30 protein-coding genes and 1 tRNA gene are annotated in these 26,550 nt (G+C 35.2%); 17 read left to right on the top strand and 14 right to left on the bottom strand.

The features are described from left to right. The first annotated feature begins 61 nt into the window (after positions 1-61). The 10 genes from INR76_RS04355 to INR76_RS04310 all read left to right on the top strand — a co-directional run bounded on the left by INR76_RS04355 (position 62) and on the right by INR76_RS04310 (position 10,870). On the top strand, positions 62-928 hold the full coding sequence (locus tag INR76_RS04355; protein ID WP_223109438.1) for a DUF58 domain-containing protein: 867 nt from the start codon (positions 62-64) through the stop codon (positions 926-928). Positions 929-975: 47 nt separating this feature from the next. Then, positions 976-2,607, top strand: coding sequence for a DUF4381 family protein (locus INR76_RS04350; protein WP_223109437.1), 1,632 nt, complete (start codon positions 976-978; stop codon positions 2,605-2,607). After that, on the top strand, positions 2,607-3,611 hold the full coding sequence (locus tag INR76_RS04345; protein ID WP_223109436.1) for a VWA domain-containing protein: 1,005 nt from the start codon (positions 2,607-2,609) through the stop codon (positions 3,609-3,611). The genes INR76_RS04350 and INR76_RS04345 overlap by 1 nt, the downstream gene beginning before the upstream one ends. Positions 3,612-3,665: 54 nt before the next feature. After that, positions 3,666-4,706, top strand: a complete 1,041-nt coding sequence (locus INR76_RS04340) for a VWA domain-containing protein (protein ID WP_223109435.1) — start codon at positions 3,666-3,668, stop codon at positions 4,704-4,706. Continuing rightward, complete coding sequence (locus INR76_RS04335) at positions 4,703-5,602, top strand: tetratricopeptide repeat protein (protein ID WP_255592815.1); 900 nt, start codon at positions 4,703-4,705, stop codon at positions 5,600-5,602. Before INR76_RS04340 ends, INR76_RS04335 begins: the two co-directional genes overlap by 4 nt. Position 5,603: 1 nt before the next feature. After that, a complete protein-coding gene (locus INR76_RS04330; protein WP_223109434.1) occupies positions 5,604-7,379 on the top strand; it encodes a BatD family protein in 1,776 nt (591 codons plus the stop codon). Next, positions 7,379-8,128, top strand: a complete 750-nt coding sequence (locus INR76_RS04325; RefSeq protein WP_223109433.1) for a tetratricopeptide repeat protein — start codon at positions 7,379-7,381, stop codon at positions 8,126-8,128. The genes INR76_RS04330 and INR76_RS04325 overlap by 1 nt, the downstream gene beginning before the upstream one ends. A 64-nt stretch (positions 8,129-8,192) precedes the next feature. Next, complete coding sequence (locus tag INR76_RS04320; protein WP_223109432.1) at positions 8,193-8,495, top strand: hypothetical protein; 303 nt, start codon at positions 8,193-8,195, stop codon at positions 8,493-8,495. Positions 8,496-8,612: 117 nt separating this feature from the next. Beyond that, entirely contained in the window at positions 8,613-9,242 is a 630-nt protein-coding gene (locus INR76_RS04315) for a carbonic anhydrase family protein (protein WP_223109431.1), read from the top strand. 29 nt (positions 9,243-9,271) lie between these two features. Then, positions 9,272-10,870: a SulP family inorganic anion transporter gene (locus INR76_RS04310; RefSeq protein ID WP_223109430.1), complete on the top strand. Its 1,599-nt coding sequence runs from the start codon at positions 9,272-9,274 to the stop codon at positions 10,868-10,870. A gap of 56 nt (positions 10,871-10,926) precedes the next feature. On the opposite strand, the gene INR76_RS04305 is transcribed toward INR76_RS04310, so the two are convergent. After that, complete coding sequence (locus INR76_RS04305; RefSeq protein ID WP_223109429.1) at positions 10,927-11,490, bottom strand: CvpA family protein; 564 nt, start codon at positions 11,488-11,490, stop codon at positions 10,927-10,929. Positions 11,491-11,607: 117 nt separating this feature from the next. Between INR76_RS04305 and INR76_RS04300 the strand changes: the two genes are divergently transcribed. The 4 genes from INR76_RS04300 (at position 11,608) to INR76_RS04285 (ending at position 13,658) form a co-directional block, all read left to right on the top strand. After that, on the top strand, positions 11,608-11,964 hold the full coding sequence (locus INR76_RS04300) for a hypothetical protein (RefSeq protein WP_223109428.1): 357 nt from the start codon (positions 11,608-11,610) through the stop codon (positions 11,962-11,964). 40 nt (positions 11,965-12,004) lie between these two features. Next, positions 12,005-13,024, top strand: a complete 1,020-nt coding sequence (gene pheS, locus INR76_RS04295) for a phenylalanine--tRNA ligase subunit alpha (protein WP_223109427.1) — start codon at positions 12,005-12,007, stop codon at positions 13,022-13,024. A gap of 66 nt (positions 13,025-13,090) precedes the next feature. Beyond that, a complete protein-coding gene (locus tag INR76_RS04290) occupies positions 13,091-13,261 on the top strand; it encodes a hypothetical protein (protein ID WP_223109426.1) in 171 nt (56 codons plus the stop codon). 1 nt (position 13,262) lies between these two features. Continuing rightward, complete coding sequence (locus tag INR76_RS04285; RefSeq protein WP_223109425.1) at positions 13,263-13,658, top strand: hypothetical protein; 396 nt, start codon at positions 13,263-13,265, stop codon at positions 13,656-13,658. On the opposite strand, the gene INR76_RS04280 is transcribed toward INR76_RS04285, so the two are convergent. The 10 genes from INR76_RS04280 to pdxA all read right to left on the bottom strand — a co-directional run bounded on the left by INR76_RS04280 (position 13,659) and on the right by pdxA (position 22,127). Next, on the bottom strand, positions 13,659-14,663 hold the full coding sequence (locus INR76_RS04280; protein WP_223109424.1) for an NAD(P)H-dependent glycerol-3-phosphate dehydrogenase: 1,005 nt from the start codon (positions 14,661-14,663) through the stop codon (positions 13,659-13,661). 81 nt (positions 14,664-14,744) lie between these two features. Further along, positions 14,745-15,203 carry a GreA/GreB family elongation factor gene (locus tag INR76_RS04275; protein WP_223109423.1) on the bottom strand — a complete coding sequence of 153 codons (459 nt, stop codon included), beginning with the start codon at positions 15,201-15,203 and terminating at the stop codon, positions 14,745-14,747. Continuing rightward, positions 15,200-15,886, bottom strand: a complete 687-nt coding sequence (mtgA, locus tag INR76_RS04270; RefSeq protein ID WP_223109422.1) for a monofunctional biosynthetic peptidoglycan transglycosylase — start codon at positions 15,884-15,886, stop codon at positions 15,200-15,202. Before mtgA ends, INR76_RS04275 begins: the two co-directional genes overlap by 4 nt. Continuing rightward, the gene (locus INR76_RS04265; protein WP_223109421.1) at positions 15,883-17,004 is read right to left on the bottom strand and encodes an FAD-binding oxidoreductase; all 1,122 of its coding nucleotides are present in this window, start codon (positions 17,002-17,004) and stop codon (positions 15,883-15,885) included. The genes mtgA and INR76_RS04265 overlap by 4 nt, the downstream gene beginning before the upstream one ends. Positions 17,005-17,100: 96 nt before the next feature. Further along, on the bottom strand, positions 17,101-18,456 hold the full coding sequence (gene accC, locus INR76_RS04260; RefSeq protein WP_223109420.1) for an acetyl-CoA carboxylase biotin carboxylase subunit: 1,356 nt from the start codon (positions 18,454-18,456) through the stop codon (positions 17,101-17,103). Between the two features lie 75 nt (positions 18,457-18,531). After that, positions 18,532-19,038 carry an acetyl-CoA carboxylase biotin carboxyl carrier protein gene (gene accB, locus INR76_RS04255; protein WP_223109419.1) on the bottom strand — a complete coding sequence of 169 codons (507 nt, stop codon included), beginning with the start codon at positions 19,036-19,038 and terminating at the stop codon, positions 18,532-18,534. 29 nt (positions 19,039-19,067) lie between these two features. After that, the gene (locus INR76_RS04250; RefSeq protein ID WP_223109418.1) at positions 19,068-20,066 is read right to left on the bottom strand and encodes a beta-ketoacyl-ACP synthase III; all 999 of its coding nucleotides are present in this window, start codon (positions 20,064-20,066) and stop codon (positions 19,068-19,070) included. Positions 20,067-20,237: 171 nt separating this feature from the next. Next, positions 20,238-20,435 (bottom strand): 50S ribosomal protein L32, encoded by a 198-nt coding sequence (rpmF, locus tag INR76_RS04245; protein WP_223109417.1) that lies wholly within the window; start codon positions 20,433-20,435, stop codon positions 20,238-20,240. A gap of 9 nt (positions 20,436-20,444) precedes the next feature. Continuing rightward, on the bottom strand, positions 20,445-20,984 hold the full coding sequence (locus tag INR76_RS04240) for a DUF177 domain-containing protein (protein WP_223109416.1): 540 nt from the start codon (positions 20,982-20,984) through the stop codon (positions 20,445-20,447). A 78-nt stretch (positions 20,985-21,062) separates the two neighbouring features. After that, positions 21,063-22,127, bottom strand: coding sequence for a 4-hydroxythreonine-4-phosphate dehydrogenase PdxA (gene pdxA / locus INR76_RS04235; protein WP_223109415.1), 1,065 nt, complete (start codon positions 22,125-22,127; stop codon positions 21,063-21,065). 60 nt (positions 22,128-22,187) lie between these two features. On the opposite strand from pdxA, the gene INR76_RS04230 reads away from it, so the two are divergent. Continuing rightward, positions 22,188-22,778, top strand: a complete 591-nt coding sequence (locus INR76_RS04230) for a riboflavin synthase (protein WP_223109414.1) — start codon at positions 22,188-22,190, stop codon at positions 22,776-22,778. A 467-nt stretch (positions 22,779-23,245) separates the two neighbouring features. Here the strand turns inward: INR76_RS04230 and INR76_RS04225 are convergent. Together INR76_RS04225 and mce are read right to left on the bottom strand one after the other, a co-directional pair. Then, a tRNA-Ile gene (locus INR76_RS04225) sits at positions 23,246-23,319 on the bottom strand. Positions 23,320-23,389: 70 nt separating this feature from the next. After that, a complete protein-coding gene (gene mce / locus INR76_RS04220; RefSeq protein WP_223109413.1) occupies positions 23,390-23,791 on the bottom strand; it encodes a methylmalonyl-CoA epimerase in 402 nt (133 codons plus the stop codon). A 120-nt stretch (positions 23,792-23,911) separates the two neighbouring features. Here mce and rbfA point away from each other — a divergent pair, with 120 nt between their 5' ends. Together rbfA and INR76_RS04210 are read left to right on the top strand one after the other, a co-directional pair. Beyond that, positions 23,912-24,307 (top strand): 30S ribosome-binding factor RbfA, encoded by a 396-nt coding sequence (rbfA, locus tag INR76_RS04215; protein WP_255592885.1) that lies wholly within the window; start codon positions 23,912-23,914, stop codon positions 24,305-24,307. Between the two features lie 2 nt (positions 24,308-24,309). Beyond that, complete coding sequence (locus tag INR76_RS04210; protein ID WP_223109411.1) at positions 24,310-25,515, top strand: FtsX-like permease family protein; 1,206 nt, start codon at positions 24,310-24,312, stop codon at positions 25,513-25,515. Here INR76_RS04210 and dusB read toward each other — a convergent pair. Next, entirely contained in the window at positions 25,512-26,504 is a 993-nt protein-coding gene (gene dusB / locus INR76_RS04205; RefSeq protein ID WP_223109410.1) for a tRNA dihydrouridine synthase DusB, read from the bottom strand. The genes INR76_RS04210 and dusB overlap by 4 nt on opposite strands. Positions 26,505-26,550: the final 46 nt, after the last annotated feature.

The following is a 26,550-nucleotide window of genomic DNA, read 5'->3' as shown; positions in this document are numbered from 1 at the left end:
TTTAAATTTACGCGTTGCAAGTTAACCAACCTGAAACCTGATTTATTTAAACTGAAACCTCGTGAATACAAAAGAACTTCTTAAAAAAGTACGCAAAATCGAAATCAAAACACGCCGGTTAAGTGACCACGTGTTTGGCGGCGAATATCATAGTACATTTAAAGGACGAGGTATGACCTTTAGTGAGGTGCGTCAATATCAATTTGGCGATGATGTGCGCAGTATTGATTGGAATGTTACCGCTCGTTATAATGAGCCTTTTGTAAAAGTGTTTGAAGAAGAACGAGAACTCACATTAATGCTAGTGGCAGATATAAGTGGTTCAGAGTTTTTTGGAACCGATTCACAATTTAAAAATGAAATCATTACTGAAATTGCCGCAACCCTTGCATTTTCAGCCCTTCAAAACAATGATAAAATAGGATTGATTCTTTTTTCAGATGAAATTGAGCTTTTTATTCCGCCTAAAAAAGGTAAATCGCACGTACTACGTATTATTAGAGAACTTTTAGAGTTTCAGCCTAGCAGTAAAAAAACCAATCTTTCTCAAGCTTTAAAATATTTAACCAATGTGATGAAAAAGAAGGCCATTGTTTTTGTGCTTTCAGATTTTATTGCAGATGAATATAAAGATACTCTTAAAATTGTTGCCAAAAAGCACGATGTCACGGGTATAAGGGTCTATGATAAACGTGAAGAAGAAATACCAAACCTAGGCATGGTACAAATGCAAGACGCTGAAACCGGTGAGCTTTTATTAGTAAATACAAATTCAAAAGCTGTAAGAAATAACTATTTCATTTACTACAAAGAGCGTGTTGCGTATTTTCAAGATGCATTTACCAAGAGTGGTGCCGGTGCTTTAAGCTGCCGTGTTGATGAAAGCTACGTAAAAAAATTATTAGGTTATTTTAAACACCGAGCATAAATATAATGAAGCAGTATAGTAAACATATTACTTTTTTATTTTTAAGAATGAAGTCGCAAACACTATTGCTCGCTTTTCTTTTTTCTCTTTCTGCTTTTTTGGGTACTGCTCAAGTAACCTCATCTGTAGATTCAACATCTATAAAAATAGGTGAAGAGATAAAATATAGCATTCAAGTTGAAGCAGACTCAACAGATGTGGTTACTTTTCCTGAAGGGCAAACTTTTTTGCCTTTGGAAGTTATAGAATCTTATAAAATTGACACCACGTATGAGCAAGCAACATATCGCTTGATAAAAAAATACGGCCTTACACAGTTTGACTCAGGCACCTACACGATACCACAACAAAAAGTTATAATTGGCAATAAAACCTTTGGCACAGATTCGGTTATAGTTGAAGTTCGTGATGTTCCGGTTGATACGACCAAACAAAAAATGTTTGACATAAAACCGGCTATTGAAGTTGACAAACCTCCTTTCAATTTTAAAAAATTACTTTTTTGGCTAATTCCTATTGTATTGGTTTTGCTGATTGTAGGTTATATTTTATTCCGAAGAAAAAAATTAAAAGACGCAAAAGAAGAACAGTTGCCGCCATATGAAGAGGCGATAACAGCATTACACACGCTCGATAATTCAACATATTTAAAAGAAAACAAACCAAAAGAATACTATTCACAATTAACCGAAATTGTGAAACGCTATTTAGATCGTGAAGTAGATGATACGGCACTAGAAAGTACGAGTGACGAGCTTATTGCTCGATTGCAATTACATAAGGATTCTGGTAATTTTGAATTCAGCAGCGAAACCATCCGTAGGCTTGATGCAATTTTGAAAAGAGCCGATTTGGTAAAATTTGCAAAAATGTACCAAGCAGAAGGTCAAGCATCATCAGACCGAAAAACCATTGAAGAAATCATCAATGAAACCAAAGAGGTCATCCCAGAACCTACCGAAGAAGAGTTACAGCAAAATGCCGAATATCTAGAAGCACAACGCAAAAAACGCCAAAGAAAAAAATGGGCGCTTGGTGGTGTTGCGGTACTTGTTGGGTTAATTTTAGCGGGTGTTATTTATGGAAGTTTAAAAGGCTTTACAAATCTTAAAGACACTGTTCTAGGAAATGAAATAAGAGAATTGGCTGAGAGCCGCTGGATAAAAAGTGAATATGGCAACCCTGCCGTTATTATTGAAACTCCTGAAGTATTAATACGAACAGATATTGAAGTTCCGGAGTCTAATAGCATGAGGGTAGAAAGTGCCAGTGTTTTTACAGAAGGTGAATTAACAGATCCTTTATACGTTTGGGTAAATACTACCGTATACAAGGAACAACCTCAACTGCAAGGCCAAGCAAATACCGACTTAGAAGGGTTAATGGATGATGCTTTAACCAATCTTGAAAAAAGAGGTGCTAAAAACTTGCTTGTTAAACGAGAAAGCTTCGAAACACAAAAAGGTATCACAGGATTAAAAGCCTACGGAAAGTTTAATGTACAAGTTTCAGATAATAAGGTGTTAAAAAATTCAAGCAGTTATGAATTGCTTTTATTTGCCCAAAAAGGTGGTGTACAGCAAGTTTTAGTAGTGTATCAAGAAGATGATGGTCGCTATGCCGAAGATGTAAAAGATCGAATTATAAATTCAGTAGAACTTGAAATTTCAGAAAAATAATGTTTGAAAATTTTGAATTTGTAAACCCTACTCTTTTCTGGTTGCTACTACTGCTACCGGTACTAACCATATGGTACCTATGGAAACGCAATAAACAAACAGCTACCTTAAAAATTTCAAGTTTAAAAGGATTTAAAACAGGTAAAAATTGGCTAGCAAAACTGAAACCAATATTATTTGTATTACGGTTACTAGCCTTAGCCTCAATTATTGTGGCCCTAGCAAGACCCAGAACAGTTGATGAATCTACCCGAATCAAAACCACAAAAGGTATTGATATTGTAATGGCTATTGATGTTTCGGCAAGTATGTTGGCTCGCGACTTAAAACCCAACCGGTTAGAAGCATTAAAAACTGTTGCGGCACGATTTATTCAAGCCCGTCCCAATGACCGAATAGGCCTTGTTGAATATGCCGGTGAAAGTTTTACAAAAACACCGTTAACCAGTGACAAAACAGTTGTATTATCGTCTTTAAAAAACATGAAGTATAATACGGTTATTGAAGGAGGAACTGCCATTGGAATGGGATTAGGAACAGCCGTAAATAGGTTAAAAGAAAGTAGGGCAAAAAGTAAAGTAATTATATTATTAACAGACGGTGTAAATAATAGCGGTTTTATTGACCCAAAAATTGCAAGTGAATTGGCAATAGAATTTGGCATAAAAGTGTATACTATTGGCTTAGGAACCAATGGTCTCGCGATGTCTCCCATTGGTTTGCGTAGAGACGGGAGTTTTCAATATGGAAATATTCAAGTAGAGATTGATGAAGAGCTACTCAAAGAAATTGCGCAAACTACCGGCGGACAATATTTTAGAGCAACAAGCACTACAAAGCTAAATGAAATTTATGATGAAATAAACAAACTTGAAAAAACAGATATTGAAGAATTTAAATACACAAACTATGAAGAAATATTTCGTCCATTGGTATTTCTTGCATTAGTATTATTGGGTATTGAACTCTTGCTACGATATACTGTGTTTAGAAGTTTTGTATAGTTAAATGAAGTAATAAATAATAAGTAACAACTCTTATTTAGGTAAGTATTGATTATGTACCAATTAGAACAACCAGTTTATTTTTATGTACTATTCGCCATTCCGGCAGTGGTGGTGCTTTTCCTATTGGTGTTGGCGTGGAAAAAACACACGCAAAAGAAATTTGCAGATTCACAGTTGCTTAAAAAGTTAAGTCCCAATCAGTCTGTGTTCAAGTCGGTTTTAAAAGTTTTGGTTGTTTGTCTGGCTATAGCGTGTATGAGTTTTGCTCTGGTGAACCCAAAAATTGGAACCAAGCTTGAAACTGTAAAACGTGAAGGTGTTGATGTGGTTTTTGCATTAGATGTTTCAAAGAGTATGTTGGCAGAAGACATAGCTCCTAACCGATTAGAAAAAGCAAAGCAATTAGTCACGCAAATCATTAACAGCTTGGCAGGAGACAGAATTGGCATCATAGGCTACGCAGGAAGCGCTTTCCCGCAAGTTCCTATTACGACAGACTTTTCATCTACAAAGTTGTTTTTAAACGGTATGAGCACCGATATGGTTTCATCTCAAGGAACTGCTATCAATGAAGCCATACAAATGGCAGAAACGTATTATAATGATGAAGAGCAAACCAACAGAGTGCTATTTATTATTTCAGATGGTGAAGACCACGAAGGTAATGTAGCCCAGATTGCCGAAGAAGCAGCTAGAAAAGGAATTAAAATTTATACAATTGGTGTAGGCACCTTACAAGGCGGCCCTATTCCTATCAAACAAAATGGCATTCTTCAATATTATAAACGTGATGAAAACAATGAACAAGTTATCACTCGGCTAGGTCAAGAAACTCTCGAGCAAATCGCAGATGAGGCCAATGGAACGTATATAGATGGCAGCAATACCAAGGAAGTAGTTGACACAGTGACAGCTATCCTTAACGGAATGGACAAAAAAGAGTTTGAAGCAAAACAATTTACCGATTTTAAAGATCAATTTCAGTGGTTTTTAGGCGGGGCATTATTTTTGCTGATACTAGATGTGTTTTTCCTTGAACGGAAGACAGCTTGGGTTAAAAGGTTAAACTTATTTAATGAGGGAGAATCATGAAAATAGAAAATTCAAAAATAAAACTGATTACAAGACTTTTCATTTTGATGTTATTGATAGGTGTTTCTCATCAAGGTTTATCACAATCAAATAATGATGAGCTAACAAAACTTCAGAAAAAGGAACAACGTCAAGCAAAAGAGCTGATGAGCAATGCCGGTATGGAGCTTCAAAAAGACAACTTTCCTATTGCCGAAGCAGATTATCGTAAAGCGATGTCCTTAAATCCCGGTAGTGAAATCCCTAAATACAATCTAGGAAATGCATATTACAATAAAAACAAAATTAATGAAGCAAAACTTAGATATAAACAAGCAGCATCTGTAGCCACTTCAAAAAAAGAAAAGCATAAAGCGTTTCACAACCTAGGAAATGTTTTTATGAACGAAAAAAAATATCAAGAAGCTGTTGAAGCATATAAAAATGCTTTACGTAACAACCCAACCGACGATGAAACTCGTTATAATCTAGCTCTTGCAAAAGATATGCTTGAAAAAAATCCTCCTAAAAATGATGGTGGGGATGATGATAACAAAGATAAAAACGACGACAATAAAGATCAAAAGGACAAGCAAGATCAACAAAACCAAGATAATCAAAATGATGAGGGTGATAAAGGTGATGATAAACAAAATGATGATAAAGGCAACGAGAAAGAGGATAAACAAGAAGGAGACGATAAAAAGGATAAAGGAAACCCCGATAAGCAAGACGAGAAAAAAAATAAAGGTGATCAACCTCAACAACAACAAAAACAACCTGTTCCGGGACAGCTTTCACCACAGCAAGTTAAAAGCTTACTAGAAGCTATGAATAATGAGGAGAAAAAGGTTCAAGATAAAATGAATGCCGAAAAACAAAAAGGCGCTAAAATAAAGTCAAATAAAGATTGGTAACATGAAACCGAAAGCTATTCTTTACATATTGATTTTTATATTTTGTAGTGCGAGTGGTTTTGCACAAGTCACCTTTGACGCCAAAGTAAGTAAAAAGAGACTTGGAATCAATGAGCGTTTACGTATAGATTTTGAGATGAATAAAGATGGTGACAACTTTAATCCTCCAGATTTTAATGGATTTCGAGTTGTAGGCGGCCCAAATCAATCTATTAGCAACTCATACATTAATGGAAAACGCAGCTACAGTAAAACATACTCCTACTTTTTAGCACCTCAATCGCAAGGTAAGTTTACTATAGGTCAAGCAACCATTGAAATAGATGGTGAAACCTACAAAAGTTTACCTATTCAAGTGCAAGTAACATCTGCTGTATCACAACCCAAAGACGGAAATAATGCCGATTATGTTGCTAGTGAAAAAGTACACCTTGTTGCTGAGGTATCAAACAACAACCCATATTTAAACCAAGCAATAAGCGTGGTTTACAAATTATATGTCTCGCATGATGTAAGTATAACTAGTAGTTGGCGTGAAATTGACACACCAAAATTTGCAGACTTTTGGAGTCAGAATATAGATAATCAAGGTAATTTTAAAGTATATGAAGGTCAATACCAAGGTGAAAACTACCGGTATGTTATATTAAGAACCACAGTTCTATATCCTCAAAAAACAGGAAAGCTAGACATTGAACCCTTAACACTAGATGTGCCTATTGATGTACCTACAAACCGTCGTGATTTCTTTGGGAGAAGAGTTACCACACGAGTTAACAAAACCATTTCTGCAGGAAAAAGGTCTATCAATGTAAAGCCCCTACCGGCCGAAGGAAAGCCTGATGATTTTGCGGGTGCTGTTGGTGATTTTGACTTTAATGTTTCCGTAAATAAAAACACACTTGATGCTAATGAATCTTTTGAATTGACTACAAGTATTTCAGGAAACGGAAATTTAAAGTTATTTGAATTACCAAACGTTACCTTACCTAATTCATTAGAGGTGTATGAGCCGGAACGTTCAGAAAAAGTACGTACCACCAGAAGCGGAATGAATGGTTCGGTTACCGAAAAATATACCGTAGTGCCTCAGTTTAAAGGCAATTATCCCATAAGGCCTCTTACCTTTTCCTATTTTGACCCTAAGACTGAAACGTATAAAACGCTCTCTTCAAATGAGATAATTATTGATGTTGAAAACGGTCCGGTTACTGCTTCTGCCAACAAAGAAACAACAGAAAAAAAAGAAGTAGTACTAGACAAGGATCAATTTAAATACATAAAGCTTGATGCCAACTTACAACCTATTGCTGGTACTTCTTTCTTTAAATCAACCTTGTTTTGGTCATTGATAGGCGCTCCTTTGTTATTAATTCCGTTGTTTATTTTGGCAGGAAAAAAACGCCGTGAGCGATTGGCAGATGTACAAGGAAATAAAGTACGTAGAGCAAACAAGCTTGCAAAAAAATATCTTAGTGAAGCAAAAAAACAAATGACTAATAAAGCTGTTTTTTATGAATCACTAGAGAGAGCATTACACAACTACTTAAAAGCTAAATTAAATATTGAAACTTCAGATTTTAGTAAAGAACGTATTGCCAGTTTACTTTCTGAGCGTAATGTACAATCAAGTACGGTAACTAGTTTTATAGACTTATTAAAAAGTTGTGAGTTTGCACGCTACACACCAACGTCAAGCGTAGCTATAAAAGAAGATTATGAAAAAGCCGTTACGGTAATTTCAGAAATAGATAAACAAATTCAATATCCAGGATGATGAAAAAGTTACTGACAGTTTGTTTGCTTTTTGGTTCTATTGTGGGTTTTGCTCAAAGTGATGCCCTTTTTGAACAAGGTATTGAAAATTATAAAAAAGGAGCCTTCAGCAATGCCGTTACAAACTGGAAAAAAGTTATAGATAATGGAGAAGAATCTGCTGCGCTTTATTTTAATTTAGGTAATGCGCACTATAAGCTTAATAATGTAGGTCCTAGTATTTACTACTATGAAAAAGCACTTCAATTAGCTCCCAATGACAGTGATATAAAAACCAATCTTGCTTTTGCCGAAAATGCTCGAATTGATGTAATAGAGCCCTTGCCTAAAACCTTTTTTTCTAGGTGGTATGCTACTATTGCAACAATATTCACATATAATGGCTGGGCAATTATATCTGTAATTTGTGTGTTCTTGTTTGTAATACTTTTTTTACTGTATTGGTTTTCAGCTTCCGAAACAAAAAAACGATTCTATTTTACATCATCTATAGTATTTGCATTGCTATGCATTGGTACCTTAGTTATGGCGTTTCAAACCTATTCAGACTTTACTCAAAATAGACCTGCTATTATTTTTGCAGAAACTACTGAGGTAAAAAGTGAACCTAATATGGGCAGCACATCTGCTTTTGAAATTCATGAAGGCACTAAGGTGCAAATTATAGATGAAGACGATGATTGGGCCAGAATACGATTGGCAGATGGTAAAGACGGCTGGATACCTTTTAATGATTTTAAACAATTATAGATTTAATAAATAGTTAACAGAGAATTATGATAAATAAACTATTTTTGTAATCCCTAAAATTTACATGTTGAGGTTAAAGAGTATTTTCTTTTTATTAATTTTCACTACATTCTTATTAACGCCTGCAGCGGTTCATTTAGCAGACGGTGATGTTAATATGACTTCATATTTTTCTATGAATGAAGAAGAAAATACAGACTGTTTTAAAGTAGGACCAAAACATGATAATTCTTCAGAAAATAACTTGATTCCAGATTTTTATTTAGGATTGCTTCTTAAAAAACAAGTTCAGTCTCCTTATTTAAAATTTTGGAAACCTATTTACTACGATACCCTATCACCTCCTCCTGAAGGGATCAACTCATAACTTAGAACAAACTTTTTTGGGAAAAACTTTCCCAAACAATCTTATATATAATCAATTTATACATTGCTATGTAACATAGTGATGCAATACGTTTATAAACTTATAATTAAAAGTATAATGAAAGCACAAACTAAAGAAACCCAAGCAAGTTTAACTCCAGATAAAGCATTAGAAATATTAAAAGAAGGAAATAAACGCTTTACAAAAAACTCAAAAGCAGATCGTAACTTACTAGAACAAGTAAAAGACACACAAGGAGGACAGTATCCATTTGCAGTTATATTGAGCTGTATCGATTCTCGTGTTCCTGCAGAAATTGTTTTTGATCAAGGTATTGGTGATGTTTTTAGTGCTCGTGTAGCAGGAAACATTGTTGATGAAGATATTATAGGAAGCATCGAGTATGGATGTAAAGTAGCTGGTTCAAAACTAGTTTTGGTTCTTGGACACACCTCTTGCGGAGCTGTAAAAGGAGCTTGTGATAATGTAGAACTAGGTAACATTACAAGCCTAGTGTCAAAAATTAAACCTGCTGTTGCAGCTGTAAAAGAACCAACAGATGAGTCGCTTCGTAACTCAAGTAATATTGAGTTTGTAAACGAAGTGTCAAAAACCAATGTACACCACACACTAGATAATTTACGTAAACAAAGCCCACTTTTATCTGAAATGGAAAATGATGGAAGTATAAAAATTGTTGGTGCTATGTATGACGTATCTACAGGAAACGTGACATTTTATAATTAAAACAAGTAAAAAAAATTAAAACTTAAAATATGTTTAAAAATTTTAAAAGTGATTTTCCTGCTTCTATAGTGGTGTTTTTTGTCGCAATTCCATTGTGTTTGGGTATTGCTTTGGCAAGTGGCGCGCCTCTTTTTTCGGGATTAATCGCAGGGATTATTGGTGGTATCGTTGTAGGTGCCATTAGTGGTTCAAGTTTAGGTGTAAGTGGTCCTGCAGCAGGACTAGCTGCTATTGTATTGGCAGCGCTTGCTACACTTGGAAGCTATGAGAACTTCTTAGTAGCTGTTGTTTTGGGTGGTGCCATCCAGATTTTATTTGGTGTCTTAAAAGCCGGAGTAATTGGCTATTATTTCCCAAATTCTGTTATTAAAGGAATGCTTACAGGAATTGGTATTATTATCATTTTAAAACAAATACCATATTTCTTTGGGTATGATGCAAACCCTGAAGGTGATTGGAGTTTTCTTCAAATGGACGGAGAGAACACCTTTTCAGCAATTGGGAATATTATAGGAAATATTAGCCCAGGAGCAACATTGATTGCCTTTATTGGTATGGCAATTCTTGTTCTTTGGGAAGCCTATTTGAGTAAGAAATATAAAATCTTTAAGTTAATCCAAGGTCCGTTAGTTGCTGTTGCAGCAGGTATTGTTTTTTTCTTATTGACTCAAAATTCAGAAAGTCTTGCTATATCAAAAGAACATTTGGTAGCAGTTCCTGTACCAGATGATATCGATTCTTTTTTAGGACAATTTACATTTCCTAATTTTAGTGTTATAGGCAATCCTCAAATTTGGGTAACTGCCTTTACTATTGCACTTGTTGCAAGTTTGGAAACACTACTGTGTGTTGAAGCAACAGACAAATTAGATCCTAAAAAAAGAACGACCCCTACCAACCGTGAGCTTTTTGCTCAAGGTACCGGAAATGTTTTGTCTGGTTTAATTGGTGGTCTTCCTATAACTCAGGTTATTGTAAGAAGTTCGGCAAATATTCAATCTGGAGGTAAGACTAAGGCTTCTGCAATTATACACGGATTCTTATTATTAATTTCGGTTATTCTTATTCCAACAGTACTTAATTTAATACCTCTTTCGGTATTGGCTGCTATCTTATTCTTAGTAGGATATAAGCTGGCCAAGCCTTCTTTATTTAAAGAAATGGTACAAAAAGGATGGAAACAATATGTGCCATTCTTTATCACTGTAACGGGGATTGTTTTTGGCGATCTTCTTATAGGTATAAGCCTTGGACTTGCAGTAGGTATTGTTGTGGTATTGATTAAAAATTACCAAAACAGCCACTTTTTACACATTCGTAACGAGGAAACCAATGGTAATAAAGTTGTAAAAATGACTTTAGCAGAAGAAGTTACTTTTATAAACAAAGGTGCCATAATTAAAGAGTTGGATAGAATTGAACCTAATTCTCATTTGGAACTAGATACTACCAAAACGCGCTTTTTAGACAACGACGTTATTGAAGTGTTTGATGACTTTAGAATTAAAGCAAAAGATAGAAATATCGACGTTACTTTAACCTCTGAGCGTGGTATAGAGAAAAACCCTGAAAGTTATGCAGAGTTCTTTAAAAGAGATATTAAAAAAGAACTTGCATTAGATCGATAACAGAAAAATTGACTTATAATTAAAAGCCCTGCTCATAGCGGGGCTTTTTTATTTTCTTACATTGTAGTTGTGTCAATACGCTTTTCTTGTGTTTCCGGTTGGGGTTCTTTTATTAATTCGTCTTCATCTCTCAACTCATCAACCTCTTGTAAAATATGAGGTAAAACTAATGGAGCTAGAGATGCAACGGGCTTGTATAAAATAGATTCGTTTCGTTGTTCTTCAGAAACTATAGTATAATTTTCAGAAGCATTTACAAGCATAAACACTACACTTACTATAAAAGCATATTTCACTACACTAAAAACAGCACCTAATAACTTATTAATAATACCTAGGGCAGCAAAATCTGCAATCTTTGTTAAAAGCTTTCCAGCTAAAGAAATTACAAAAACAATTATTAAAAAAGTAATAGCAAAAGCAGCTAAGTTTGTTGTTTGTGTGCTCCAGTTAAAACGTTGAGTGAGAAAATCGGCAGCATAATGTGAAAAATAAATGGCGCCATATACTCCGGCTACAAGACCAATTAAAGAAGCAAGTGTTACAAACAGCCCTTTTTTAAACCCGAGATAACCTGCAATGAGTAAAATTACACCTAGAACAATATCGATTGTAACCATAAACGTTATTTTACAGTAAATATAATATTTCTTAGTTGTATCGCTGTCAAGATGTTTCTTTTAAAGAGTACTATTGCCGGTTGGTGTATTAAAAATGTATCTTTGTGCAGTATAATTATGGCACGAGACGAACAATTAAAACAGCATTGGGAAACACTGGTTACACTGTTAAGTAATCGGTTTGCAGATGGCGAAAAACTTGACCTTGACGGGATTATCTATTTAATTGGCGTACAAGAACTAGGTCAACTACACAGGCGCTTTAAAAAGGATGACAAAATAAACCTCATGCATATTGCCATTTGCAGGTTATTAGAGCCTTTTGGTTATTATGAGTTTGAATACTTTGATGATCAAGGATGGCCACATTATAAAATACTAGAGCAACTACCTCCTTTAAAAGCCGGTGAACAAAGTGTGTTAATGAAAGAAGCTATAGTACATTATTTCTTAGAAAAGGAAGTAATTGAATAGCAAATAATTTATGTAATTTTGCCCTTCACAAGAATTTGGTATGCTAGAAAAAATTAAAGAACATATTGCGCAAGTTGAAGCTTTTACTGCAAGCTCAAAAGAAGATGTTGAAAGTTTCAGAATAAAGTATCTTGGTAAAAAAGGGTTGCTGAATGATTTTTTTGCTGAATTTAAAAACGTTCCTAATGAACAAAAAAAGGAATTTGGCCAGACCATCAACACCTTAAAGAATGCTGCTCAAGAAAAAGTAGATACTTTAAAAGCAAATCTTGAAGCAAAGGAAGAAGTAAAAGGCATGTATGGAGACCTTTCTCGTCCCGGAGAGCCGGTTGAGTTGGGCTCAAGACATCCTATTTCTATTGTTAAAAATAAGATTACTGAAATTTTTTCTCGCATTGGGTTTAATGTTTCTGAAGGTCCAGAAATTGAAGACGATTGGCACAATTTTACCGCTTTAAACTTACCCGAATACCATCCCGCACGTGATATGCAAGATACTTTCTTCGTGCAAACAGATCCAGATATTATGTTGCGTACGCATACTTCGACTGTTCAAGTTAGGTATATGGAAAATAACAAACCACCCATACGCACTATTTCGCCGGGTCGGGTATATAGAAATGAAGCTATTTCGGCACGCTCACACTGTTTTTTTCATCAAGTTGAAGGGTTATATGTAGATAAAGGAGTAAGTTTTGCAGACTTAAAGCAAACGCTTCAATATTTTACCACAGAATTATTTGGCAAATCAAAAATACGATTGCGTCCTTCCTACTTTCCGTTTACTGAACCTAGCGCCGAAGTTGATGTATATTGGGGCTTAGAGACAGAAACAGATTACAAAATGACAAAAGGAACCGGTTGGCTAGAAATTATGGGCTGCGGAATGGTAGACCCAAACGTTTTGGAAAACTGTGGAATTGATTCAGAAGTATATTCTGGTTTTGCATTTGGTATGGGAATTGACCGTATTGCTTTATTGTTACATCAAATTCCTGATATTCGCATGTTAAGTGAAAACGATATACGCTTCTTAGATCAATTTAAAAGCGTTTTGTAGTCTCTGATAAAGGCTAAAACTAAGTCAGTCACCTTTTTTTGGGTTTAAATTATTAAATACAAACAAATGAAAAAGTATATAATTGTTGGCTTTTTAATAGTTGCACTTTTGTTGGTGGCCTATTTAACCTTTGTGATCGCTGCAATAAAAATTGTAGTGGGAAGCATCTTTTTAATCATTTTTGCATTGGCACTTATAGGCTTGTGGATTACTTGGAAAAAGAAAACAGAAGATTAATATGCGTAAAGACATTGATATCCCCAAAGTAAAAAACGTATACGTTGCAGCAGTACAAGAGTTTAATAAAGACTTTAATGTAACTGATTGGAACGCTTATATTATTAATGATAATGCTGAGCCGCTAGAGACGGTTATCATCGTTTCACAAGGGTATGATAGTGAAAAAATGACCGCTCCTATGCGAAAGACAATTGCACAATTACCCGCAAAGGGATACGCCAAGATTGAATTTTTGGAAGAAAATGTTTTGAAAGTAAATAACTTCTTTACTATCACCTATTTTTTAAACGGAAAATTATACGACAAACGCTTTGAATTACCTGCTAATTCTGCTATTGAGGACAATGAGGTAGCGCTTCCGGTGATGTCAAAAAAAGGAGTTTTAGCAAGATAATTAGTCTAGCTTATCTGTTAGTTTTATAAATACCTTTTTAGGGTCTTTTCCTTCATATAAAATATCATACACAGCATTTATAATGGGTGTTTTGGCTTTCTTTTTACCTTTTGCTTGGTTCAAATTGTATGCACTTTTTGTAGCATAATAGCCTTCAGCAACCATACTCATTTCCATTTGTGCACTTTTTACAGTATATCCTTTTCCTATCATGTTTCCAAACATTCTATTCCTACTGAAAATGGAATATCCTGTCACCAATAGATCGCCCAAATAAGCAGAATCATTTATGTTTCGTTTCATTTTATGTACTTTCTTTACATACTTTTTCATCTCTCGTATTGCGTTGCTCATCAATACGCTCTGAAAATTATCACCATACCCCAATCCGTGAGCAATTCCGGCGGCAATTGCATAGATGTTTTTTAGCATCGCAGCATATTCGGTTCCCATTACATCATCACTGGTGGTACATTTTATATAATCACTACTTAGATGTTTTGATACTGTTTTTGCTTTTTCTTCATCGGCACAAGCAATCGTAAGGTATGAAAGGCGTTCTAGAGCTACTTCTTCTGCATGACAAGGCCCTGAAATCACACCAATGTTATTGAATGGTACATTATAATGTGTGTTGAAGTGATCTCCAACAATTAAGCTAGTTTCAGGAACAATACCTTTAATAGCTGAAAAAACCACTTTATTTTCAAGAGAGGTAGTCACTTTTTTAAGTTCGCTTTCTACAAATGCAGATGGAATAACAAAAATAAGATAGTTTGCATATTCAATCATTTCATTAATATTATTGCTCAACTTAAGTTGTGATACTTTAAACTCTACAGAACTTAAATAATTAGGGTTATGATCTTCTTTTTTAATATGCTCAAGTGCATATACACTACGCATATACCAACCTACTTCGTCCAGGTTTTCGCACAACATTTTTACAATTGCAGTTGCCCAGCTTCCACCGCCAAAAACGGCAAATTTTGGTTTTTCAGTCATAATTATCTTTTCAGTTATTTCAAAAGTAAGCAATTATTGACAAGACTGCCATTAATCTGGCTTTTTCATAGTTTAACGATTTTAAGACACACTCTTTATTGTGAAGGGTTTATTATTAAATGTGAATGTATCTCCTTTTTTCTTTCCGGAAAGTAATTGACCTATAGGTGAGTTGAAGGCTACACAAAGGTAGGTTGATTTTCCTACAGTAACTGCACCAATAGAAATACTAATAAAATACGTAGCTTGATTGGTGTAAACCAAGCTTCCTAAACGGGCATAGTCTGCTTTTGAGTTAATGTCTATTTTTCGTATTAACTGTTGTAATTTTTCTACCTCTTGTAGTTGTTTGCCAGCATTTTCACGGTCAATTTGCAACATAGCGCGGCCCGTTTCATGTTTGTCCCCTGCTGTACTTTTTGATTCTTCAGTTAATGATTCTTCTATATCGGCAATGGTTTGTTTTATTTTACTGAAACGTTTTTCAACTACGTCTGTGCAGTGTTTTAGCAATTCTGTTTTTAATTCTTTTACTGTCATTTTTCACTAGTTTCTTGCAACGTAAAAGTACCATAATAACGCATTTGTTGTACTATCCAAGCTTTTCTTTTTTCAATATATGCTGAAGCCGGTGAAGCCTTATAGTTTCTAGGATTAGGCAATATAGCAGCAATAGCAGCAGCTTCGTATTGAGAAAGATTTTTGGCCGACTTTTTAAACCAATATTGAGAAGCTGCTTCGGCACCATAAACTCCGTTACCCATCTCAATGCTATTTAAATAGACTTCTACAATACGCTCTTTACTCCACAAGGTTTCAATCAAAAAGGTAAAATAAACTTCCATCCCTTTTCTTAACCAGCTTCGGTTGGGCCATAAAAATACATTTTTAGCCGTTTGCTGTGAGATAGTACTGGCGCCTCGTAGTTTTTTTCCTTGTTTATTTTTTTTATATGCTTTTTCAATAGCTTCATAATCAAAGCCATTATGATTCATAAAGTTTTGATCTTCAGAACAAATAACAGCTAATTGTAAGTTTTCTGAAATAGATTCTATTGCCACCCAATCGTGTTTTGTTTCATAGCCTTCATCTGCATTATACGCACGAATTGCCATTAAGGGTGTGTACGGAACAGGAACAAACTTGTATGCCACAACCCATAAAACTGTGATTACTATAAACCACAAAATTGTTTTACATATAAACTTGAAAAAACGTTTCATCTACTTGTTAAGTTAGCCAATTTATTACCAACAGCACTCCCTATGGCAACGCCCATTCCGCCCAGACGCACACCACAAAATATCGATGGCGCTAACTGTTTGATGATAGGTTTTTTTTGGTTTCCTACTCCCATAATGCCACTCCATCGTTTATCAATTTCAAAAGTAGTTTCAGGTAAAATTGTGGTTTGTAATAGTTGTTCTAATTTTTTTTGAATTTGCTCTGTTGTTGCTATTTCGGTGGTTTCTTCACCTTTAAAATCAAGATTTCTGCCACCGCCAAATAAAATTCGGTTATTAATATTTCTGAAATAATAATATCCTTTATCTAGATGAAATGTGCCTTTTATATGTAAATTGTTAATAGGCTTTGTAATTAATACCTGAGCGCGTGCCGGTTGAACAGGTTCATTTAGTAGCTGTTTGGCAAAACCATTGGTTGCAACGCAAACTTTTTTTGCTGAAATCTCAATTTGATTATTAAGCAAAAATGAAACTGAATCATTTTGCTGTGAAAGCTGCGAAACTTCGGCACAATTTAATACAACAATATTTGCTTTATGGACTTTTTGAAGCAAGCCCTTCATCATTTGTCCCGTATCAATTTGTCCTTCAAATTGATTAAAAATAAGGTTAGTTTGAATTTTTTTAAACTGAAATACATTATCAGTAACCGAAAATACATTTTCGTTAAAGATAGGCTCTAGTAGTTTGTTAATTGTTTTCAATTGTGATTTACACTCATGAAACAATGCTTCATCTTGTTCTGTAAACAACTCGTAACCGCCAAGTTGTTTATACGCTAGCTGTATATCGCCTATGTTTTTCCGAAGTAACTGAAGTCCTTCTACGCGTTCTTTTACCAAGTTGAGTACTTCTTCTTCTGAATGGGAAGAAAGGTCGTCAAGAATTTCTGAAAGGCTTCCAAAACAGGCAAATCCTGCATTTTTGGTGCTTGCGCCACTAGGTAACATGCCTTTTTCAAAAACGATAATATTGGCTGTTGGGTGTTTTTTCCGAAGAGCAAGCGCACAATTTAATCCTACTAAGCCGCTTCCTATTATAGCAAAATCAATGTTTTGATACCACGATTTATATTCCCAGTAAGATGTATTCATAGATTTGGTTTTACTTGATAAATTTCCATAAAAAAGCACCAAACCCCAAAATTAATTTTTGAAGCTTGGTGCTCTAACAACTATAAGTATTAAATACTATTCTTCCTCTTCAGGTTCTTTCATTTTGAAGGTATCCATAAAGGCAGTTGTGTACTTTCCGCTTACATAGGCCGGATCGTCCATTAACTGTCTGTGAAATGGTATGGTAGTTTTTACTCCTTCAATGACAAATTCGTCTAATGCTCGTTTCATTTTGTTTATTGCCTCGTCTCTGGTTTGCGCTGTTGTTATCAACTTTGCAATCATAGAGTCATAATTAGGCGGAATGGTATATCCTGCGTAAACGTGTGTATCTAGACGTACTCCGTGACCTCCGGGCGCGTGCAAGACGTCTATTCTCCCAGGTGATGGCCTAAAGTTGTTGTAAGGATCTTCGGCATTAATTCTACATTCTATAGAGTGTAGTTGTGGTAAATAGTTTTTTCCTGAAATTGGTACACCGGCAGCAACTAATATTTGCTCTCGAATCAAGTCATAGTCTACTACTTCTTCAGTAATTGGGTGCTCTACTTGTATACGAGTATTCATCTCCATAAAGTAGAAATTACGGTGTTTATCTACCAAAAACTCAATGGTACCAGCACCTTCATAATTAATATATTCTGCAGCTTTCACGGCAGCTTTACCCATTTCGTCCCGTAATTTTTTAGTCATAAACGGGCTTGGAGTTTCTTCTGTAAGCTTTTGGTGTCGACGCTGGATAGAACAATCTCGCTCACTTAAGTGACATGCTTTTCCGTTGCTATCTCCAACAATTTGAATTTCAATATGGCGAGGCTCTTCAATAAGCTTTTCCATATACATATCATCATTTCCAAAAGCTGCTTTACTTTCTTGTCGTGCAGATTCCCACGCGGCTTCAAGGTCTTCTTCTTTCCAAACTGCGCGCATTCCTTTACCACCGCCTCCTGCGCTAGCTTTAAGCATCACAGGGTAACCGGTTTCTTGAGCAATTTTTTTACACGCCTTAAAGTCTGGTATCACACCATCACTTCCAGGAACACAAGGTACTCCTGCTTCTTTCATTGTAGCTTTTGCCCTTGCTTTATTACCCATTCGGTCAATCATTTCGGGCGATGCTCCTATAAATTTAAAACCGTGTTCCTCACAAATTTTTGAGAATTTTGAGTTTTCAGATAAAAACCCATATCCTGGGTGAATAGCATCTGCATTTGTAATTTCAGCGGCTGAAATTACATTTGATATTTTTAAATAACTTTCGTTACTAGGAGCAGGACCTATACATACAGCTTCGTCTGCAAAGCGAACGTGTAAACTTTCTTCATCTGCTTTACTATATACCGCTACGGTTTTAATTCCCATTTCACGGCAGGTTCTAATTACACGAAGTGCAATTTCTCCTCTATTGGCAATCAATATTTTTTTAAACATAACTTTCTGAAATTAACAAATTCCAAATCTAAAATTCTAAAAATCCAGATTTCGATTTGAAATTTTAGAGGTTATTTACGAAGGATCTACTAAGAAAAGTGGTTGGTCAAATTCTACCGGAGAGGCGTCATCTACCAATACTTTAACTATTTTACCTGAAACTTCGCTTTCTATTTCGTTGAAAAGTTTCATTGCTTCAATAACACAAAGCACATCACCTTCTTTTACGGTATCGCCAACTTCAACAAATACAGGTTTATCTGGAGATGGTTTTCGATAAAAAGTACCTATAATAGGCGATTTAACTGTAATATATTTTGATTCTTCGTCTGTTGCAGCTTCTGTATTTCCTGCAGTGGGAGCTGCTGGTGCTTCTGCTGGTTGAGCAGGAGCCTGAGGAGCTGCTTGTTGAGGTTGTGCTGGCATTGCAGCTGGCACTTGTTGAATATATGTAGTTTTTTCTTTACCATCTTCTGTTCCGGTTCTAATAGTAATTTTAACGTCACCTGTTTCAAGTTTTACTTCACTGGCACCGGATTTTGCCACAAACTTGATTAAGTTTTGAATTTCTTTTAACTTCATATCAATTGATTTAATCTTTTGTTCTTTTTTTATTTTGCATCGTAGGCCCATTTTAAATAAACAGCACCCCACGTAAAGCCTCCTCCAAAGGAAGCAAAAATTAAATTATCTCCTTTTTTTAATTGTTTTTCATAATCTGAAACACACAGAGGTAAAGTTGCTGAAGTTGTATTTCCGTATTTATGAATGTTCATCATTACTTTTTCTGAAGGCAGGTTCATTCGTTTTGATGTTGCATCAATAATGCGCTTATTGGCTTGATGGGGAACTAACCAGTCTACGTCGTTACCTTTTAAGTTATTACGAAGCATGATTTTTTCACTTACATCTGCCATATTTGAAACAGCAAATTTGAAAACTGTTTTTCCGTCTTGAAAAACATAATGTTGTTTGTTTGCAACCGTTTCTGAAGTTGCTGGCATAAGTGAACCTCCCGCATCTATTTTTAAACTTTGACGACCAATCCCGTCACTTCTTAAAATCTCGTCTTGAACTCCATACCCTTCTTCATTAGGTTCAAAAAGCATGGCTCCTCCTCCATCGCCAAAAATGATACAAGTTGTACGGTCTTCATAATCAATTATAGAAGACATTTTATCAGCGCCTAAAAGAAGTACTTTTTTATATCGTCCCGATTCAATATAGCGTGCTGCGGTTGACATTCCGTATAAAAAACTAGAGCAGGCTGCGACTAGATCATATGAAAAAGCGTTTACGGCACCTATTTGAGTGGCTACGTAAACGCCTGTTGCTGCTACCGGCATATCTGGTGTGGCTGTTGCCATAATCACCATATCGATGTCTTTAGGGTCGGTATTGCTTTTTTTGAGAAGGTCTTCTGCTGCCTTAATTGCAAGGAATGAAGTTCCTTTATTTTTGTCTTTTAGGATTCTACGTTCTTTAATTCCTGTTCGGGTTGTAATCCATTCGTCATTGGTTTCAACCATGGTTTCGAGTATCTGGTTGGTAAGGACGTAGTCAGGCACATAGCCACCTACAGCGGTTACTGCTGCTGTGATTTTGTTCATAGATTTGAATTAAATTCACAAAAAGGGCTCAAAACCCTTTTAAAAGGAGTGAAAATTACTAAAAATTCATCAAAATGTAATGTGAAATTAGTGCTTTTTAACGTTTGCTATGTTAAAAAACAAAAAAAACTCCCACTTTAGTGAGAGTTATGGGTTTTAAGTATGACTACCTTATGCCTCTACTTCTTCAGCAGCATCGATAATTACTTGACCACGGTAATATAATTTACCTTCGTGCCAGTGTGCTCTGTGATATAAGTGTGCCTCACCTGTTGTAGGATCGGTTGCTATTTGAGGGGCAGTAGCTTTATAATGTGTTCTTCTTTTATCTCTTCTAGTTTTTGAGATTTTTCTTTTAGGATGTGCCATTGCTCTATATTATTTATCCGTTAATAGTTTTTTTAATTCATCCCAACGAGGGTCTATTTTAGAATCGTCGGGGTTATTATTATTTCCTTTAGGGCGTAATTCTTCAAGTTTTTTGAGTGTTTCGTTTTCTAAAGTTCCATCTTCTACACCGGGATGTATTTTTTTTGCCGGTACAGCAAGCACAATAGACTCGTAAATAAACTGCTGTATATTTACTTCATGACTTCCATGTGGTAAAACCAATAGGTCTTCATCGTCTACATTGGTCTCTTCACCAAACTTTACAACAAACCTATACTCTCCATTTATTTGTTGATCATATGGTTCATTACTTACATCACAATTTACATTGACTGTTCCGTTAAAAAACAATGTGAACTCTAATAATGTTGCTTTTTTAACCAATAACACTTCAAGGTTTATGGCCGCATCATTAAACTCAACATACTCAAAATGCTCAAAGAACGGTTTTTCAATTTTAAAATTAAACCGGTGTTCGCCTATCTTCAACCCTATAAAAGGGATGGTAAATTCTTTCAATTCCTTCATTATCACACCTGTTTCTCGTTCACACCTTAGCGATAAGGCGGGTGCAAAGATAAAAAATTATTTGAATAGCAAATTAATTTATTGATTCTTTTTTGAAAAGGATTTTTTTTGATTAGTTTTTAAAGGGTTTTTTGATATTTTCTTGTACTCCTTTCGTTTATTATAAATTTTGATTGCGTAAAAAACGGCTTCTTTAAAAGACTCATAATTTGCTTCGTTTTTTCCTGCAACATCATAAGCAGTACCGTGGTCTGGAGAGGTTCTAACTCTATTAAGACCAGCTGTGTAATTTACGCCTTTCCCAAAAGCAAGTGTTTTAAATGGTACCAAGCCTTGATCATGGTAAGAAGCAATTATAGCGTCAAAGTTTTTGTAATTGCCAGAGCCAAAAAAACTATCTGCAGCGTATGGACCAAAAACCAATCTATCTTTTTCTCTAATAGCATCTAAGGTTGGCTTTAAAACGGTATCGTCTTCATTACCTATTACACCGTTATCGCCGTTATGCGGATTAATACCAAGCACTGCAATTTTTGGTTTTCGTATTCCGAAATCCTTTATAAGTGAATTGTGGATGGTGGTTATTTTTTTCTCTATCACTTCTGAAGTGATATTTTTAGCTACATCTTTTACAGCTACATGATCTGTGAGCAAGCCCACTCGTAATGTGTCTGAAACCATCAACATTAAACTATCACCTTCTAATTCTTGAGCAAGATAATTTGTATGACCGGGAAAGTTAAATGCTTCAGATTGAATATTTGACTTGTTTATAGGGGCTGTGACCAATACGCCAATTTCTTTCTTTTTAAGTGCTAACACCGCAGATTTTAATGACTTGATTGCGTATTCGCCTATTTTTTTATCCTCTTTTCCGAAGTTGACATCTACATGTTCTTGCCAAACATTTAATACGTTTATCTTTTTATGCGCAACCTTGTCTAGTGAATCTATTCCGTGCAGGTTTATATCAAGTTTATAAACTTTTTTGAAATATGACATTAATTTAACCGAAGCAAAAATCACAGGGGTACAAAACTCTAGCATTCTAGCATCTTGAAATGTTTTAAGCACAATTTCGCTTCCTATTCCGTTCAAATCTCCAATTGAAATGCCAACAATTATTTTTTCCTTCTTCGCCATAGCGTGTTATGCGGTATTTAATTTTTATTTTTGCAGTATACAAATGTAACTAATTTAAGGATGTTTACAGGAATTATTGAGCAGGTTGGAAAAATCAAAAAACTAACCTCAGAAAGCAAAAATCTTCATATAGAAGTATTGAGTGGTTTAGCTTCAGAATTAAAAATCGATCAAAGTGTATCACACAATGGAGTTTGTTTAACAGTTGTTGATATAAATGAAGAATCATATGTGGTTACCGCAATTGACGAAACGCTACAAAAAACCAACCTTAGTAATCTTAAAGAAGGAGATTGGGTAAACCTAGAGCGTGCTATGAAGCTAGGGGATCGTCTTGATGGGCACATTGTGCAAGGTCACGTAGATCAAACCGGAGTTTGTAAATCTATAGAAGAAGTTGATGGTAGTTGGGTATTCACGTTTACTTATGAAGGAAATAAACACAATGTGACTATAGAAAAGGGTTCTATCACAATAAATGGAGTAAGTTTAACCGTTGTAAATTCTAAAGAAAATGAATTTAGTGTGGCAATTATTCCATATACCTATAATAATACAAATTTTAAAGCCTTAGAAAAAGGTTCGATTGTCAATTTGGAATTTGACGTGGTAGGAAAATACGTTAAGAGACTTACGCAGGGATATCGTTAGAGCGATATTTTTTAACTATAAAGTAACCCCCCAATAGTAATCCAAATAAAATTAGAATGTAAATATTGTCGTCAACTGGCAATTGTGCCCCTCCAGGCGGTCTATTTTCAATATTTGGAGGTGGTGGGCCTTTAGTATCGGACACAGATTGTGCGAAACTCATTACATTAGTAAATAAGCTTAGTCCAATAGTTAATATGAAAACGATTCGGGGTCGCATAATTGGTGTCTAAAGTACTATTTTTTTATTAATATCAAAGTAAAAATAAAGTTATACAATATTTAATAACTCATTTTTCTCGTTTATATTACTGCTGTAAATATGAAAAAACAATTTATTTTTTATAAACGGCTAAAATAAAGCAATTTATTTGAAATAAAATCATCAATATAAAAAAGTAATTCGAAACGTAAAACTTTTCTTTACTAAAATCAAAAAAAGAACTAAACTTTCTAAACCAAAAAAGTGGTCCCACATGGGCTCGAACCATGGACCCCCTGATTATGAGTCAGGTGCTCTAACCAGCTGAGCTATGGGACCAAACTAGCTGCAAATGTAAAACACTTTATTTTTACTGCAAACAATTTTTGCATTTAATGTGCTTTTATTGTTAATCTCTCTCTTGACAAAGCTCAATTAACACTCCATGAGCCGATTTTGGATGCAAAAACACAACCCATTTATTGTCTGCTCCTTTTTTGGGCTCTTCATTTAACACAACAAAGCCTTCTTTTTTAAGCCGGTCGACTTCACTTTTAATGTTTTTTACTGAAAAAGCAATGTGGTGAATCCCTTCTCCTTTTTTCTCAATAAACTTAGCAATTGGGCTGTCTTTGCGAGTTGCTTCCAATAATTCAATTTTACTTTCTCCACACGTAAAGAATGAAGTAGTGACACCCTCACCATCTACGCTTTCGGTTTTATAATGCTCATAGCCAAATAGTTTTTCATAGGTCTTATTTGCTTCAGAAATACTTTTAACGGCTATTCCTATATGTTCTATTTTTTCCATTGTACGTTTTATTTTTTCAAATTTACACATTCTTTATAGCTACGTGTACATTATTTTAGTATCACTTCATTAAAACAAGTCTGTTGTTAGCATTAAATGTTCTATTTTTGCGATATGAGTATGAAAGAGAGTAACAGACAGAAAAAAATTGCAGGCGTATTACAGAACGACCTTGCAAAGGTTTTGCAAGAACTACTTAGAGAGTCGGGGCAATTAAGCACTATATTGACGGTTTCAAAAGTTTCAGTTACCGTAGATTTGTCTATTGCAAAAGTATATGTGAGTGTTTTTCCTTCTCAAAAAGCTGAAGCAATTTTAAAGGAGTTAAAGCAACTTACTCCAAAAATCAAACATCAAGTTGCGCAACTTACCAAAAATCAGCTTCGGAAAATGCCTGAGCTTATTTTTTATAATGATGATTCTATGGAATATATTGAAAACATAGAAAGAGCTGTAAAGGAAAAACAAAACCCAATTGAAAACCCAGACCTACTTCCTAAACGCAAAAAATCATAATATTGAGGTTTCCGCTCTACATCGCTAAGCGGTACTTATTTTCAAAAAGCAGCAATAACGCTATTAACATCATAACAGGAATTGCCGCTATAGGTGTTGTAGTTGGTGCTATGTCTTTATTTATAGTGCTGTCAGGGTTTTCTGGACTGAAAGATTTTAGCCTGCAGTTTACCAATGTTTTTGACAGCGACTTAAAAGTGTTTCCGGCCAATGGAAAAACAATTCAATTCTCTGAAGCTGCCGAAGAGAAACTAAATCAACTTAACGAAGTTCAATCTTTTTCAAAAGTCATTGAAGAACGTGTTTTTCTTCAATATAAAGGCAGAAATCAAATTGCTTACATTAAAGGTGTTGATTCCAATTATAATAAAGTAAATCCCACAGACAGTATACTATACCTCAGCGAGTGGTTCACGCCCGGTCAACAAGAAGTGGTTATTGGTTTTAATATCGCTTACAAACTTTCTTTAGGGGTAAATGATTATACAGACTTGCTGGATATTTATGTGCCACGACCTGGTACCGGTCAAATATCGGCTCTTGATGTTTCAAATGCGTTTACTAAGCGTAATGCTGTAGTTTCGGGAATCTATGACGTAAATGAGGAATTAAATAGTAAGTATGTTTTTAGTGATATTGAATTTGCTCGTAATTTATTAAATCTCGATAGCTTAACTGTTTCTTCACTTGAATTGAAGCTGAAGCCTAATGTTTCAGAAGAAGCGATAAGAAACCAACTACAATCTATTTTTTCTGAAGAAGTTTTAATTAAAAATCGAATTCAGCAAAATGATGCGCTTTATAAAATGTTGAATACAGAAAACATAGCAGTGTACCTCATTTTTACTTTGGTATTGATCATTGCACTTTTTAATGTAATTGGGTCTATTATTATGATGATTCTTGATAAGAGAAAAGACGTAAAAACTCTTTATAACCTTGGTGCAACCTTAAAAGATATTAGAAAAATTTTCTTTTTGCAAGGTGCTCTCATGACTACTTTTGGCGGGTTGTTGGGGATTGGCTTAGGTATAATTACAGTTTGGGCTCAACTTCAGTTTGAGTTTGTAAACATTACTGCTACTCTTCCTTATCCGGTAAAGTTCCAAATTATAAATGTAATTGTGGTGTTTGTAACTATTTCTGTGCTAGGTGTCATCGCTTCAAAAATAGCTTCTAGCAGAGTTAGCAAAAAATTACTTTCTTAAGCAAATTGATAATCACCAAATTTATCTAGCACCTCTTCAAAGGCAGCAAAAACGTCTGCACTATCATCGCTAGTCACCATTTTCATGCGATAGGGTTTAAAATTTGGAATGCCTTTAAAGTAATTGGTATAATGACGTCGTGTTTCAAAAACACCTAGTTTTTCTCCTTTCCAGTCTATAGACATTTGTAGATGGCGTCGAGCTGCTTCAACACGTTCTGCCATAGTGGGTGGGGCTGCGTGTTTTCCGGTGTTAAAATAATGTTTTACTTCATTAAAAAACCAAGGGTAGCCTATACTGGCGCGTCCAATCATGGCGCCATCAAGTCCGAATTTATCACGCATTTCCATTGCGCGCTCGGGTGTGTCTACATCACCATTGCCAAAAACAGGAATGTGCATTCTAGGATTGTTTTTTACCTCAGCAATGGGAGTCCAATCTGCATTTCCTTTATACATCTGTGCGCGTGTACGGCCATGAATTGAAATAGCTTGACACCCTACATCTTGTAACCTTTCTGCTACCTCAACAATCTTTATCGAGTCGTGATCCCAACCTAAACGTGTTTTAACTGTCACGGGTAGCTTGGTATGCTTTACCATTGCCTCGGTCAAAGAAACCATTAAGTCAATATCTTTTAAAATACCGGCTCCGGCTCCTTTGCTCACTACTTTTTTTACAGGACAGCCAAAATTGATGTCGATAATATCAGGCCCACTGGCTTCAACAATTTCTACACTTTGTAACATCGATTCAAGATTGGCACCAAAAATTTGAATGCCAACAGGACGTTCTTTCTCATAAATATCAAGCTTCATAACGCTTTTTGCTGCGTCACGTATTAACCCTTCTGAAGAGATAAACTCTGTATATACTACATCTGCTCCTTGTTCTTTACATAAAGCTCTAAAGGGTGGATCGCTTACATCTTCCATAGGTGCAAGCAACAGCGGAAAATCTCCTACGTCTATACTTCCAATTTTTGCCATGCTGCAAAATTACGAAAATTATAAGATGAAAGATTTATGTGAAGTG

This window comes from Marixanthomonas sp. SCSIO 43207 (assembly GCF_019904255.1).
Classification (GTDB): Bacteria; Bacteroidota; Bacteroidia; order Flavobacteriales; family Flavobacteriaceae; genus Marixanthomonas.
This window is presented reverse-complemented; position numbering and strand designations above follow the sequence as displayed.